The 15,013-nt window shown below is 60.8% G+C and carries 11 protein-coding genes; 4 read left to right on the plus strand and 7 right to left on the minus strand.

Annotation, left to right across the window (positions count from 1 at the left end):
* Nucleotides 1-502 precede the first annotated feature (502 nt).
* Together SM765_RS03215 and SM765_RS03220 are read left to right on the plus strand one after the other, a co-directional pair.
* Entirely contained in the window at nt 503-826 is a 324-nt protein-coding gene (locus SM765_RS03215) for a hypothetical protein (RefSeq protein ID WP_274837488.1), read from the plus strand.
* Between the two features lie 92 nt (nt 827-918).
* Nucleotides 919-1,323, plus strand: coding sequence for a hypothetical protein (locus SM765_RS03220; RefSeq protein WP_274837487.1), 405 nt, complete (start codon nt 919-921; stop codon nt 1,321-1,323).
* A 454-nt stretch (nt 1,324-1,777) separates the two neighbouring features.
* Here the strand turns inward: SM765_RS03220 and SM765_RS03225 are convergent, their stop codons facing one another.
* The gene (locus tag SM765_RS03225) at nt 1,778-4,072 is read right to left on the minus strand and encodes an adenosylcobalamin-dependent ribonucleoside-diphosphate reductase (protein ID WP_274837486.1); all 2,295 of its coding nucleotides are present in this window, start codon (nt 4,070-4,072) and stop codon (nt 1,778-1,780) included.
* 350 nt (nt 4,073-4,422) lie between these two features.
* On the opposite strand from SM765_RS03225, the gene SM765_RS03230 reads away from it, so the two are divergent.
* A complete protein-coding gene (locus SM765_RS03230; RefSeq protein ID WP_274837485.1) occupies nt 4,423-4,854 on the plus strand; it encodes a DUF1489 family protein in 432 nt (143 codons plus the stop codon).
* A 60-nt stretch (nt 4,855-4,914) separates the two neighbouring features.
* On the opposite strand, the gene hisG is transcribed toward SM765_RS03230, so the two are convergent.
* The 4 genes from hisG to SM765_RS03250 all read right to left on the minus strand — a co-directional run bounded on the left by hisG (nt 4,915) and on the right by SM765_RS03250 (nt 9,125).
* Entirely contained in the window at nt 4,915-5,604 is a 690-nt protein-coding gene (gene hisG, locus SM765_RS03235) for an ATP phosphoribosyltransferase (protein ID WP_274836264.1), read from the minus strand.
* Nucleotides 5,601-6,689: an ATP phosphoribosyltransferase regulatory subunit gene (locus tag SM765_RS03240; RefSeq protein ID WP_274837484.1), complete on the minus strand. Its 1,089-nt coding sequence runs from the start codon at nt 6,687-6,689 to the stop codon at nt 5,601-5,603. The genes hisG and SM765_RS03240 overlap by 4 nt, the downstream gene beginning before the upstream one ends.
* Nucleotides 6,690-6,693: 4 nt before the next feature.
* On the minus strand, nt 6,694-8,181 hold the full coding sequence (hisS, locus tag SM765_RS03245; protein WP_065271083.1) for a histidine--tRNA ligase: 1,488 nt from the start codon (nt 8,179-8,181) through the stop codon (nt 6,694-6,696).
* 140 nt (nt 8,182-8,321) lie between these two features.
* Nucleotides 8,322-9,125: a crotonase/enoyl-CoA hydratase family protein gene (locus SM765_RS03250; RefSeq protein WP_274836265.1), complete on the minus strand. Its 804-nt coding sequence runs from the start codon at nt 9,123-9,125 to the stop codon at nt 8,322-8,324.
* Nucleotides 9,126-9,258: 133 nt separating this feature from the next.
* Between SM765_RS03250 and SM765_RS03255 the strand changes: the two genes are divergently transcribed.
* The gene (locus SM765_RS03255; RefSeq protein WP_065271085.1) at nt 9,259-9,453 is read left to right on the plus strand and encodes a SlyX family protein; all 195 of its coding nucleotides are present in this window, start codon (nt 9,259-9,261) and stop codon (nt 9,451-9,453) included.
* A gap of 95 nt (nt 9,454-9,548) precedes the next feature.
* Here the strand turns inward: SM765_RS03255 and SM765_RS03260 are convergent, their stop codons facing one another.
* Complete coding sequence (locus SM765_RS03260) at nt 9,549-11,147, minus strand: putative bifunctional diguanylate cyclase/phosphodiesterase (protein ID WP_274836266.1); 1,599 nt, start codon at nt 11,145-11,147, stop codon at nt 9,549-9,551.
* Between the two features lie 142 nt (nt 11,148-11,289).
* Entirely contained in the window at nt 11,290-14,802 is a 3,513-nt protein-coding gene (dnaE, locus tag SM765_RS03265) for a DNA polymerase III subunit alpha (RefSeq protein ID WP_274832291.1), read from the minus strand.
* Between the last annotated feature and the right edge of the window lie 211 nt (nt 14,803-15,013).

A 15,013-nucleotide genomic window follows, 5' to 3' on the forward strand; every position in this document is an offset into this window, starting at 1 on the left:
TCACCAACGGTCAATAGAGGACCAAACACTGAACAGAGCGAACTAACAACCGCGGACTCAAAGGGGAGCAGGTCACGCCTTTAGAGTGATCTGCAACCATCCTTCACGACGCCAACTTTCGGATCTACCGATCGGCGGCATTCAACGTCCCGTTTCGAGCTTTGTAGTTCCAACGCGGCTTGCAGCAGACTGCTGCTTGCCGCCTTGACAGGCGATCATGCCGACGCAGAGCGGAAAAGCACTCGCTGAGTGTCTGCTTCTACAGTGGGTCTGGGGGCGCATTCGCACTCGCAGCGAACTTCCGTTTTCCGCCCTTCTTACAAAAAATAATTCGCATATCCTTCTGCCTGGTCAGATCTAGATCAAACCGTCACGGTAAATTTCCGAAAAAATCTCCTTCGGCTTCTCCATAAACAGCCAATCTCTTTGTTGAAACGCCAACTGCGGCGTGGGGATCTTGACGCTGGCCGCTTTGGGTCGGCACATAAAAAGGAGATGGCTCTTGCCTCGTGACTTCCTTTCCGCACCGTTCCACACCCCCTATATCCTTGCCAATGCCTCGGCTATCTGCTCTGCGGCAGCGCTTCTGGGTGGGCGCGCCGCCGAAGGGCGCGCTCAGCGCCTCATCGATGACCTGTGCCTTGCGTCGTCCTCGACCCCGCGAATTTGCCGCGAACTGGATGCACTCGAGGACCTCCTTAGCCTCGAGCATGTTCATGATCCCGACCGGGTCGAAGCGGAACATTTCGCCTTAATTGATCCCATGGACCCAGCCGTCGACGAAATATGCCTATTGCTCGACGGCCTCCGTGAAGCGCGGTCCTGAGCGTCGGCAAACGACGCCCAAGATTACCTGGCGCCGCAGCGCGCCAGCTTGACGTGCCGGATCTAGCTGGCACCGCAAAGAGGAGAAGCACAATGTTTTTGAAGCCCGACCATGTCGATATCGAACAGTCTGCTGCCAAAGCAATCTCGTGCCAGCGACGGCTGCGTACTGCGCTCCCCCCCGCACGCGAGGCTCTTCCACGTTCGCTTCGTTTTGCAATCGAAGGCATCTGCAAGTTGTCCGTCGATGAACTGTTTATGCCCCACGAACTCGATAACGTGGATGATCTGGTGCAACGGCTCGAGGTTTTGCTCAGAGATGTCGGCGGTGCACCGGTGGTGCATCATACTGAAGAAGGTGATGCATTCCGCGTTGGCGGGACGGAAATCGGGCGCACAGTCGAAGTTTTGATCGACTGCCTGAACGCAGTGCGGGGCCACGCCTGGCCAGTGAGCGATCAAATTGCGGCTCGAGCTGCCCTCGGACGTCTTCCGTGAGGGTGTTTCCGATGGGGAACCTCGTTTTTTTGCCTGTGCCTAACACCCTGCGCGCAGACCAGTTTCTGCTCAAACGGTGTCCCCCGTAAAACACGGGCGAGCAACTTCAAACAGTCCACATAGAGGGCCGCGGCAATGCCGTGGCCCTCTTTCGTTGCCTATCCGCCTCGCGCCCTGCAGGCTTCCACGACGCGGTTCGTAGTCCACACTACCATTCCACGTCACCCAGAGCCTCACTGACACGTACCGAGAGTGTCCCCCTGCAATGCTGCGCGTATTGAAGCGCGGTTCTTTCACACCCCGCTTGAAAATCCGCCTGCCGAAACCACCTTCACCGCAGAAAGAACAGACTACCAAGAGAATTCCAAGTGGCCTGCAATTGCTTTCAAAATGGCCAAAAACCTATGGAAAATGGCCAAGAATAGCTTTCAGCTACATTTTGGTTACCCCACGCTCAGCCGCATTTAGAATGGCCACAGCTGCGGCAGGTCATGCAGCCTTCGACCATCTGCATTTCAAACTGGCCGCAGCTTGGGCAGGCCTTGCCGCGCGGGGTATTCAGAGTGACGACTTCCGCCTTAGGATCCGACTTCAGCCCCATCCCCTCCCCTTCGAGGAACCCGGTTGCTACCATGTGGGTTTCGATCACGCCGCCGATGGCCGCCAGGATCGAGGGGATATATTTGCCCTGCACCCAGGCCCCCCCACGTGGGTCAAAGACGGCTTTCAGTTCCTCCACCACGAAGGATACGTTGCCACCACGGCGGAACACGGCCGAGATCATCCGCGTCAGCGCCAGCGTCCAGGCGTAATGCTCCATGTTCTTGGAGTTGATGAAGACCTCGAACGGGCGACGGTGGCCTCCAATGATGATGTCGTTGATGGTCAGGTAGATCGCGTGCTCGCTGTCGGGCCATTTAAGCTTGTAGGTATGGCCTTCCAGGCTTTGCGGACGGTCCAGCGGCTCGGACATATAGACCACTTCTGCGCCGTTCTCCGTGTCGCTTTCGTGCGGTGCATCCGCAGTTTCACCCGGCGCAGTATCGGCGCTTTCGCTGACCGACAGAACCGATCCGGTGACATCATTGGGGCGGTAGGTGGTGCAGCCCTTGCAGCCCTGGTCCCAGGCCTGCATGTAGACATCCTTGAAGTCATCGAATGAGATGTCTTCCGGGCAGTTGATGGTCTTGGAAATGGAACTGTCGATCCACTTCTGCGCCGCTGCCTGCATCTTGACGTGATCCGCAGGCGCCAGGGTCTGGGCGTTGACGAAATAGTCGGGCAGTTCCGCATCGGCGCCGAACTTGTCGCGATACATCTTGACGGCATAGTCCACAACTTCCTCTTCGGTGCGCGAGCCGTCCTTTTGCAACACCTTGCGGGTATAGGCATAGGCAAAGACCGGCTCGATCCCCGAAGAGACATTGCCCGCATAAAGGCTGATGGTGCCGGTGGGTGCGATCGAGGTCAGCAGCGCGTTGCGGATGCCATGTTCACGGATCGCCTCGCGCACGTCCTCGTCCATATTCATCATATTGCCCGAGGCCAGATATTTCTCCGCATCGAACAGCGGGAAGGAGCCTTTTTCCTTGGCCAGGTCCACCGAGGCCAGATAGGCGGCGCGGGCGATCTGGTGCAGCCATTCGTCGGTCTGACGCGCCGCTTCGTCCGAGCCATAGCGCAGACCCAGCATCAGCAGTGCATCGGCGAGCCCGGTGACGCCGAGGCCGATCCGGCGCTTGTTCTGGGCTTCGGCCGCCTGCGCCTCCAGCGGGAATTTGGAGACATCAACGACGTTGTCCATCATCCGCACCGCGGTGGCGACGAGTTCCTGCATCGCATCAAGGTTCAACTCGGCATCGGTTTCAAACGGGTTCGACACCAGCCGCGCCATGTTGATCGAGCCCAGAAGGCATGCGCCATAGGGTGGCAGGGGCTGCTCGCCGCAGGGGTTGGTGGCGCAGATTTCCTCGACATAGGAGAGGTTGTTGGCCTTGTTGATCCGGTCGATGAAGATCACGCCCGGTTCGGCATAGTCATAGGTCGCCTGCATAATCTTGTTCCACAGATCACGTGCCTCGACCGTGTGATAGACCTTGTCGCCAAAGACCAGATCCCAGGAGCCGTCTGCCTTGACCGCATCCATGAAGTCATCGGTGACCAGAACGGACATGTTGAACATACGCAGCCGCGCCGGGTCGGATTTGGCGGTGATGAACTGTTCGATATCCGGGTGATCGCAGCGCATGGTCGCCATCATGGCGCCGCGGCGCGAGCCTGCGGACATGATGGTGCGGCACATGGCGTCCCAGACATCCATGAAGGACAGGGGGCCGGATGCATCTGCTGCCACCCCTTTTACGTCGGCGCCGCGCGGGCGGATGGTCGAGAAGTCATAGCCGATGCCGCCGCCCTGCTGCATGGTCAGGGCCGCTTCTTTCAGCATGTCGAAGATACCCGCCATGCTGTCGGGCACTGTGCCCATCACAAAACAGTTGAACAGGGTCACCTGACGCGCGGTCCCCGCCCCTGCGGTGATGCGGCCTGCGGGCAGGTATTTGAAATCCTCCAGCGCCTCGAAGAACTTTTCCTCCCAGACATCGGGCTTGTCCTCGGCCCGTGCCAGATCGCGCGCAATCCGGCGCCAGCTGTCTTCGACAGTGACGTCAATCGGGGTCCCATCCGCCTGTTTAAAGCGGTATTTCATGTCCCAGATCTGCTCGGCAATGGGGGCGGCAAAGCGGCTCATACAGCGAATCCCTCGTGGCTGGTCGTTACGGCGTGGCGCTCTCGATACTACACGGTTTAGAGAAGCCTCAACGCAAATTTACGATTTCGACATAGATTTTTACCCTTGACCCTACCACATATTGACACCTATCCCCAAGCGAAACACTAGATGCTGTTGCCCACGGGGAGAAACCTGTGGGCAGCCTGTGGATAACTGCGGGAGAATTTTCGAACGCCTCGCCCGGACCTGCACACGACAGCAGCGCAGGTGTCTCCCACGCAAAAGCGATTTGCAGTCGCTTGCCGTGCGCGGCAAAAGGCCTAGGATAACGAACCCGGACACTATGACTGGGCACTTGGGGGACGACCTTGGAAAAACACATCAATCTGGTCAAACTCTCGGTCGGAACCGAAAGTGTGGAAACCCTTCAGGCCTGGCAGGAGCAGTACCGCCAGACGCTGCCCGAAGGCCTGCCCCGCCACGTGACCCGCATGTGGCCGAAACGCGAGGCCGAGCTGCTGAATGGCGGCTCGATCTTCTGGGTGATCAAGGGACTGATCCAATGCCGCCAGCGCATTCTGCGACTGGATGAAGTCACCGGCGAGGACGGAATTCGCCGCTGCGCTATCGTGCTGGACCGCGACCTGCATCGCACCAACACCGCGCCCAAACGTCCCTTTCAGGGCTGGCGCTATCTGAAGCCCGAGGACAGCCCCGCAGACCTGCCCGACGGGCGCGAAGAGGAACAGCCCCTGCCCGCCGAATTGTCGCAAGCGCTGGCGGAGATCGGCGTCCTGTAACGCGCCCTGCCGCGGAACCCGGCCCCCGCAAATACGGGAGCCGCAGGCCGACGTGAGAGTTTATCCAATCATGTCCAACAGGGTATTCAGCGCGGCCTTTTCATCGGCGCTGTATTTTGCCTCGCGGCTGCGCCACAGAGTGGCCTGGGACTTCAGCACCAAACCATCGCTCAGCAGCTTCAGGTGGTTGGCCCTCAGGGTTTCTCCGGTCGAGGTGATATCGGCGACCATTTCAGCGGTCTCGTTCTTCACCGTACCTTCGGTGGCACCTTGGCTGTCGACCAGCTGGTAATCGGCTACACCGGCCTCGGTCAGGAATTCACGCACCAGCCGGTGGTATTTCGTGGCAATCCGCAGCCGGTGCCCATGGGCCTGGCGAAACGCCGCCGCAACCGCGTCCAGATCATCAAGCGTATCCACGTCGATCCAGAACTGCGGCACCGCCAGCACCAGATCGGCAAACCCGAACCCCAATGGCTCCAGCTCTTCGACCTGCTGTTCCCAGCGGGGCAGTTTTTCCTGCACCAGATCGGTGCCCGTCACCCCAAGGTGAATCCGCCCCGCCGCCAGTTCGCGCGGGATCTCTCCGGCGGACAGCAGCACCAGTTCCATCCCCGGCACGCCTTCGATTGCCCCGGCATATTCACGCTCTGACCCGGTGCGCGACAGGGTCACGCCGCGTTTCGCAAACCAGTCAAAGGTCTTTTCCATCAGCCGCCCCTTGGACGGCACGCCAAGCTTCAGGCTCATGACTGCGCCTCCTCGAGCATCAGCATCAGATCAGGGCGCAATACCCCGCCAACCGCCGGGATTTCATCGCCCTGCCCCAACTGCCGGGTCAGCGCATCGTAGCGTCCGCCACTGGCCACCGGCGGCAGTCCGGGCTGGGTTTCGGCATAAAAGCCAAAGACGAAGCCGTCGTAATATTCCATCGAGGTGCGCCCGTAGGAGGCTTCGAAATCAAGGCTGTCGACATCGATGCCACGCGCCTTCATCGCGGCGCTGCGCGCCTCCAGCCGGTCCAGCGCGGGCAGGATCTGTGGCAGATCCACCGCGATATCGCGCATCTGCTCGATGGCATAGGGGATAGTTTCGCGCACGGCCATCAGCGCTTCCAACGCCAACAGCTCATGCTCGGAAATCGGCGGCATGGCGGCATCGGCGCGCAGCAGCTCAACCCGTGCGTCAACCTCGGCGGCGCGGCGTTTGCCAATCGCGGGGGCGGATCCGCTCAAGGAACCTTCGGTGGACAAGAGCTTCTTACGGCTTTCCGGCACGGTGCCCCGCCCGGCATAGCGTTCCAGCAGACTGCGGAACCGGCGCGGCCGCCAGATATGCCGCATCAGCGCGGATTTACGCTTGTCGGTGGTGTTGAGCCCCTCTACCGCAGCCATCAGGATGCCGATATCGCCAGTCGCGGCGCGCAGCGGCAGGCCCCGGAGCTGCAGGGCGATCAGGGCAAAAACCTCAGCATCCGCCCCGGCGGGATCGGCGCGGTCAAAGACCTCATAGCCGACCTGCACATATTCATTGGCGCGGTCCGGGTCATGTTCCTGACGGCGAAACACCTCGCCCGAGTAGGTATAGCGGGCCGGATCGGCGCCTTGGCGCATATGCATCTGCACGACGGGCACGGTGAAATCGGGGCGCAGCATCTGTTCGCCGCGCAGCGCATCCGAGGTGATATAGGCGCGGGCGCGGATGTCCTCGCCGTAAAGATCCAGCAGCGTTTCAGCAGGCTGCAACAGCGGCGGCTCGACTGCCTGGGCACCGGCCGCCTCGAAATTCATCCGCAACCGTGCGGCGCGGGCCAATATTTCTGAACGTGTGGGCATCGGACTATCCCTGACTTTCGAGGATCTCGCGCACCTTCGCGACAAGATCCGTGCGCGGCACTTCGAACTGGCTGGGCCGTTCTTTCCATTCTTCCAGCGTGGCGTTTTCGGCAATCTTTGCCCCAAGGATCAGGTCCTTGATCTGCACCACACCGTTTTCCTTTTCGTCGCCACCTTCGATCACGGCGACGGGGGAATGGCGTTTGTCCGCGTATTTCAGCTGGTTGCCGAAATTCTTGGGATTGCCCAGATAGACCTCGGCCCGGATGCCTGCGTTGCGCAGTTCGGTTACCATCGCCTGATAATCGGCCATGCGGTCGCGGTCCATCACGGTGACCACCACGGGCCCGGTCGGCTGGGTGGCAAGACGTCCCTTTTCGCGCAGCGCCGCCAGCAGACGGTCGACACCGATGGAGACCCCAACGGCCGGCACTTCCTGCCCGGTGAAGCGTTTCACCAGCCCGTCATAACGACCGCCGCCCGCAACCGAGCCGAACTGCCGCTTGCGGCCCTTTTCATCAAGGATTTCAAAGGTCAGCTCGGCCTCGAACACCGGACCGGTGTAATAGCCAAGACCGCGCACCACCGAGGGGTCGATCTCGATCCGGTCGGGGCCATAGCCACCCGCCGCCAGCAACGCGCCAATCTGCTCCAGCTCGGCAATGCCTTCGGCGCCGATCTTGCTGTCGCCCACAGCAGCGCGCAGGTTTTCCAGCGTTCCAGCGGTGTCGGCAGCCTTGGAGGTCAGGAAGGCAAGAACCGGCGCGGCCTGTTCTTCGCTAAGGCCGACACCGTCGATATAGGCACCGGAGGCATCAAGCCGTCCCTTGGTCAGCAGCTGGCGCACGCCCTCTTCGCCGACCTTGTCGAACTTGTCGATGGTACGCAGCACGTCATCGCGGGAGGCAGCGCCTTCCTCAAGTCCCATGGCCTCAAGCACACCGTTCAGAACCTTGCGGTTGTTGACTCGCACCAGATAGTCGCCACGCGGAATGCCGACGGTTTCGAGCGTGTCAGACAGCATGGCGCAGATTTCGGCGTCCGCCGCCATCGAGGCGGTGCCGACGGTATCGGCATCGCATTGGTAGAACTGGCGATAGCGGCCCGGTCCCGGCTTTTCGTTGCGCCAGACCGGCCCCATCGCGTAGCGGCGATAGGGGGTGGGCAGATCGTTGCGGTGCTGGGCATAGACCCGCGCCAGCGGCGCCGTCAGATCATAGCGCAGCGCCATCCAGTCGCCCTGGCCGCTTTCGTCTGTCTCCTGCCAGGCAAAGACACCCTCGTTCGGGCGGTCCACATCCGGCAGGAACTTGCCCAGCGCCTCCACCGTTTCCACGGCCGAGGATTCCAGCGCATCAAACCCGTATCGATGGTAAACCCCGGCGATCGCATGCAGCATCTCGGTGCGCTGGGTGACCTCGGCGCCGAAATAATCGCGGAAACCCTTGGGCGTGATGGCCTTGGGGCGGGGTTGTTTCTTGACTTTGGCCATTGTGGCCTCCTCACGGGTGTCGTTGGTCTGATACGTGCCGCGGGGTCTAGCCGATGCATGTAACAACGGCAAGGTAACGATACGCGCGAAGGCAATGTCGCGGCCTTTGCGCCTCAGCTGCGATTGAGTACGACAGCCTGTCAGATACTGGCAAAGTCTCCGCCACGACCCTTCCCTGCGGCAAAGCGCGCCGCACCGTCGCGCCCTTCGGCCACGAAACTGGCGCGCGATTGCCATTCGCGTTTCAGTGCCGCCGCCAGTTCCCCCGGTGCCATACGGGCGGAGAGGTGATCGGCCAGCATGCAGGCCTGCGGATAGCGCACCAGATCGGCGGCCAGCGCCTGCGCCACCTTCAGGGCGGCCCCCGGTGCGCAGACCCGACTTGCCAACCCCATCGACAGCGCTTCCGATGCCTGCACCGGGCGTCCGGTCAGGATCAGATCATTTGCGCGTCCCTGCCCCAGAATGCGCGGCAGGCGCACCGTGCCGCCATCGATCAGCGGCACCCCCCAGCGGCGGCAGAATACACCTGCGGTCGCGTCGTCAGCCATCACGCGCAGATCGCACCAGGCGGCAAGTTCCAGCCCCCCGGCGACGGCAGGGCCTTCGATGGCGGCGATCACCGGTTTGCGCAGCATCAGCCGCGAGGGTCCCATCGGTCCGGGCAGCGGATCGGCCATGGGATCAGACCACCCTTCAGGAATATCCAGCCCGGCGATCCAGGCATCCGCAGCGCCCGATCCAGCGGACTTCAGATCAAACCCGGCGCAGAAATAACCGCCCTGCCCCGTCAGCACCGCAACACGTGCATCGGAATCAGCGTCAAACGCCAGAAACGCCTCGAACAGCGCGCGGGCCGTATCCGGATCCACCGCATTGCGCACCTCGGGGCGACAGATGGAAATAGTGGTGACCCCATCCTGTGTTTCACTGCTGATTGTCATGGCGCATCCCCCCTGTCGATCCTGTGCCTGTCGGCCGTCTCCCGTCGGCCAACCGCGGTAGCAGGTTGGCGTTTCCCCCATGGACCGGCAAGCCCGGCACGCGTATGACGTTGCGCAGCCAAGGAGACACATCATGCAGCACCTGGAAGAACAGATCGCGCATCTTACCCGCACCGTTGACGAGCTGAGCGATGTGATCGCCCGTCAGCAAACCGAACTGGATCGCCTAACCCACCGGGTTCAGATGCTGTTCGAACGCGAGGCAACCCGATCACAGGAAGGTACCGGCGGGGTGATTTTCGGAGATGAGCGGCCGCCGCATTACTGAGCTGCTATAGGATTGCAGGCAAGGCTGGAAAGCCCCTTCCCCGGCCACGGTCACCCGTTTCCGCCCCGCCGCTGCGGCGTTTCAGGCACGCGGCGCTAACCTGCCTTGGAGAACCGGTCCTGCTCCGGATCAGAACTGGAGCGCATGCGCCGCAGCGATGACCACTTTGTTTCCAGCATCCAAGCCACGTCTTCCCCCGACATGGGGCGGGCGAAATGATACCCTTGCCCCATTTCGCATTTCACCGACTGCAAGAAGTCGAAATCCGCATCGGTTTCCACTCCTTCCGCCGTCACTTCCAGATCCAGCCCATGCGCCAGGGCCAGGATCCCCGACACGATTCGCTGGTTTTCGGGCCGATCCTTGATGTCGGAAATGAAGCTGCCATCGATCTTGATACTGTCGAACGGCAATTGCCGCAGGTTTGACAGCGACGAGAACCCCGCCCCGAAATCATCCAGCGCCACTGTGACGCCCAGTGCATGCAGCTGTCTTAGAGTGGATTGCGCCATGGCAAAATCCGACATGATTGCGGTTTCCGTCAGCTCGATTTCCAACCGACGGGGATCAAAGCCCGTTTCCTCGAACACCTCTTTCATCCGCTCGACCAGATGACCGTCGCGGAACTGGGTCGGCGATACATTCACCGCCAGCCGCACCCGCGGATCCCAGCTGCGCGCCACAAGGCAGGCCTGGCGCAGGACGCTCCAGCCCAGCGGGGCAATCAGCCCGACATCCTCGGCGATTTCAATGAAAAGATCGGGCGGCACCACGCCGCGGGTGGCGTGGGTCCAGCGCGCAAGCACCTCAAAGCCGCGCAGCCTGTCGGTGGCAATGTCAAAGACGGGCTGAAAGAAGGGTGCGATTTCGTCATTCGCTACGGCCTCTTTCAGATCCAGCTCCAATGCGCGCCGCTCCCGCGCCTCCTGTTCCAACTCTGCGTCGAACCAGGCAAATTGCCCACGGCCGCCTTTCTTGGCCGAATAGAGCGCCTGATCCGCGTATTGCAGGGCGTCTGACGCCTTATGCCGGGGTGTCAGCAAGGCCAGTCCGACACTGGTGCCGACGGACAGCCGGATACCATCCACAAGAATCGGCTGTGAAATCGCAGTCAGCAAACGCCGGGCGACGCTTTCAGCGCGCGTCGCGGTGGTCTCTGGATCCAGCGCGATTGCAAATTCATCTCCGCCCAGACGCGCGACAAGATCATCCGCAGTGAGTTCTGCCCTCAGCCGCGCTGCACACTCCATCAGGACCAGATCGCCATAGGCATGTCCGTGGATGTCATTGACCGCCTTGAACCGATCAAGATCCAGCATCAGCACAACCCCGCCCGATGCCCCGTCTGCACTGTCGAGCGTAGCCAGGTGATCGACGAACGCACGCCGGTTCGGCAGGCCCGTCAGGGGATCATGCCACGCGAACTGCTGCGCCTCTTTCTCGGCCCGGTCCCGTTCCCCTGCAACGCGGGCCAACTGGCGGGACCTTACGATCAGCGCAACAAACGACCCGAAGGCCAGGTTGAGCACCAGAATGGCGATCTCGTCCAGCTCCCAGTCCTCATGCGCGCGACTATACTCGTAGAAGGTATCAAATGCATCGATTTCAACGCTGATCACAAAGGTTACCATCGTCCCTGCACAGATCAGCAGGTAGACCCAGTAGTCTTTCAATCTGGCGAAAAACAATGACACGAAGCAGCCCTAGTGCAAAAGGTTTCCCTTTGACTATGCCAGTTATCCTAAAAACACGTTCAGCAAGAAGAAGACGTTTATCTAAAGCTTTAACGGTTCCCTCCCCACATCCCGGCGCGGTGGTTTCCCGCCGGGTCTGGGGTTAGATTTCCTCGACGTCCAAAACACCTTCCAGCGACTTCAGCGCGCCCTTGATCTGCGGGTTGATCGGAAAGATCTGCCCCAGATCCATTTCCACATCGCCCGGAAGACCGGGATCCTGCAGATACATCAGCACCTCGCCCCGGCTGGCGTTGCGGGCGGCGGATTTTGCATCCTCCAGCACGCGGGCCACAGTGCCGATGGCGCTGGCATCACTGACATAGACCCTGAGCGAGCTTTTTCCGGCATCGGCAATGGCCGCATCCACTGGCCCGACCGAGCGCACCAACAGTTTCAGCTGGTCGCTTTCCATGGTCGCCTCGGCGGTGATCACCACCTTGGCACCGGTCTCAAGGAACTCGCGCGATTTTTCCAGAACTTCGGAGAACAGGGTCACCTCATAGGCGCCGCTGGTATCGCTGAGCTGGGCAAAGGCAAACCGGTTGCCGCGCGCCGATTTGCGCTCCTGCCGCCCGGCGACAACCCCGGCCATCTTGGCCATGAAGGGACCGCGCTCGGCCTTGGCGGTGACCTCATCCAGGGTCATCACGTCCTTGCGTTTCAGGGCGGGCATGTAATCGTCCAGCGGGTGACCGGACAGGTAGAAACCGATCGCCTTGAATTCCTCGCCCAGCCGTTCGGCAGGCAGCCAGTCCGGGGTGCCAGCAAGGCGCGGCTCGGGCAGATCGTCGCCCGCCTCACCAAAGAGCGAGACCTGATTTGAATTCTTCTGTTCGTGGATCGCGGCAGAATAATTGACCAGCCCCTCGAGGCTTTCGAACAGGCGTCGGCGGTTGCTGTCGAGCTGGTCAAAGGCTCCGGCCCGCACCAGCATTTCCAGCGGGCGCTTGCCCACCTTTTTCAAATTCACCCGGCGGGCAAAGTCGAAAATGCTGACAAAGGGCCGTTCCGTGCCATCCTCGCGCCGCGCCGCTGTCACCAGCCGCATGACATCGACGCCGACGTTCTTGAGCGCGCCCAGCGCATAGACCAGTTCGCCGTTCACCACGTTGAACGTCGCCTCTGACCGGTTCACGCAAGGCGGCACGTAGGGCAGGCTCAGCCCCTTTCGAACCTCTTCGAAATAGATCGCCAGCTTATCCGTGAGGTGAATATCGCAGTTCATGACACCGGCCATGAACTCGACCGGGTGGTTCGCCTTCAGCCAGGCGGTCTGGTAAGACACCACCGCATAGGCAGCCGCGTGCGATTTGTTGAAACCGTAGTTGGCGAATTTTTCCAGAAGGTCGAAAACCTCCGAGGCTTTCTTCTTGTCGACGCCATTCTCCGCCGCGCCCTTCTCGAATTTCGGGCGCTCGGCATCCATCGCCTCCTTGATCTTCTTACCCATGGCGCGGCGCAAGAGGTCCGCGCCGCCAAGCGAATAGCCCGCCATGACCTGGGCGATCTGCATCACCTGCTCCTGATAGACGATGATGCCTTGGGTTTCCTCAAGGATATGGTCGATCAGCGGATGTACCGAGGTGATCTTGCGCTGGCCGTTCTTCACCTCGCAATAGGTTGGAATATTCTCCATCGGACCGGGACGATAGAGCGCCACCAGCGCAACGATATCCTCGATGCAGTTCGGCTTCATGCGCTTCAGCGCATCCATCATGCCGGTGGATTCCACCTGGAACACGGCAACCGTCTTGGCCGAAGAATAAAGCTTGTAAGAGGCCTCGTCATCAAGCGGGATGGCGTTGATCTCGTTCACCGCGCCTTCGGGCGGCTCATAAAGCTGGGTACCATCGGCAGCGATGTGCAGATCGCGTCCCGACTGGTTGATCAGGTCCACCGCGTTTTGAATGACGGTCAGCGTCTTCAGGCCCAGAAAGTCGAATTTCACCAGACCGGCCTGCTCCACCCATTTCATGTTGAACTGGGTCGCAGGCATGTCCGACCGCGGATCCTGATAAAGCGGCACCAGCGCATCCAGTGGCCGGTCGCCAATCACCACCCCCGCCGCGTGGGTCGAGGCATTCCTGAGCAGACCTTCGACCTGTTGACCGTATGTCAGAAGCCGGTCCACCACAGGCTCATTGCGGGCTTCTTCCTTCAAGCGAGGTTCGTCCTGCAAGGCCTTTTCGATGGAGACAGGTTTCACCCCTTCCACCGGGATCATCTTGGACAGGCGGTCCACCTGGCCATAGGGCATCTGCAAGACACGCCCGATATCGCGCACCGCCGCCTTGGATAGCAATGCACCGAAGGTGATGATCTGGCCTACTTTGTCGCGGCCATATTTTTGCTGCACGTAGCGGATCGTCTCTTCACGCCGGTCCATACAAAAGTCGATGTCGAAGTCGGGCATCGACACCCGTTCCGGGTTGAGGAAGCGTTCGAACAGCAGGCTATAGCGCAGCGGGTCAAGGTCGGTGATGGTCAGCGCATAGGCCACCAGTGAGCCCGCACCCGAGCCACGGCCAGGCCCGACAGGGATATTGTTGTCCTTGGACCATTTGATGAAGTCCGCAACGATCAGGAAGTAACCGGGGAAACCCATACCCTCGATGATGTCCAACTCGAAATCGAGCCGTTTCTGGTATTCCTCGACGCTAACCGCATGCGGGATCACCGCAAGCCGGTTCTGCAGGCCCTCGTTCGCTTGTCGCCTGAGCTCCTGCACCTCGTCATCGGCAAATTTCGGTAGGATCGGGTCGCGCCGATAGGCCATGAAAGCGCAACGTTTGGCGATTTCCACCGTGTTCTCGACCGCCTCCGGCAGATCGGCAAACAGCGTCACCATCTCCTGCTGGCTTTTGAAATAATGCTGTGCGGTCAGGCGGCGGCGCGGCTCGGACTGGTCCACATAGGCGCCTTCCGCGATGCAGATCATGGCATCATGCGCCTCATACATCTCGGTCTTGGGGAAATAGACGTCATTGGTGGCGACCAGCGGCAGTTCCATCGCATAGGCCATTTCCACATGGCCGCGTTCGGTCAGCTTTTCCGCATCGGGCTGCCCGTCCTCGCCCGGATGGCGCTGCAATTCTACATACAGCCGATCCGGGTAGATCGCCTTCAACCGCTGCATCAGCGCTTCGGCCGCTGGGCGCTGTCCCTGCTGCAAAAGCTGTCCCACCGGCCCGTCCGGCCCGCCGGACAGACAGATCAGACCCGCCGAGTTGACCTCCAGATCCTCCAGCGTGACCTGCGGCAGCTGCCCACCCTTGTCCACGTAAAGACAGGAGGACAGCTTCATCAGATGCTCGTACCCCTCCTCGTTCTGGGCCAGCAAAACGATGGGGGCCGGCGCCTTGGGGCGCTCTCCCGGTTCGGTCTTCTCGAAAGTCAGATCCACCTGACAGCCGATGATGGGCTGGATCCCGGCGCCGGACAGGGTGACCGAGAACTCCAGCGCGGAAAACATCGCGTTGGTATCCGTCACCGCAATGGCAGGCATATCGTTTGCCTTGCACAGGTCCGGCAGCTTCTTCAGCCGCAGCGCCCCCTCCAGCAAAGAGTATTCGGTGTGGGTGCGCAGGTGAATGAATCGGGGAGCGTTGGTCATGGCTGCAAGCTATCCGATCCCACGCGCAGGAGAAAAGCGCATTCGTGCCGCGCCCGGCAGTTTGCGCGCTGCCGCCTGTCACCGCAGATTCTGTCTTTTCGCCTGAATAATGGGCTGTATTCTTCGCCTCTTTTTGAAAGTGTTTTCAACAGGCGCGGCAAGCCAGCGCTCTCAAATTCCCGCTACCGCACTAATAACAAATGGAAATCAT

The sequence above is a fragment of the Pseudophaeobacter sp. 1A09344 genome, from assembly GCF_041008745.1.
GTDB lineage: Bacteria > Pseudomonadota > Alphaproteobacteria > Rhodobacterales > Rhodobacteraceae > Phycobacter > Phycobacter gallaeciensis_A.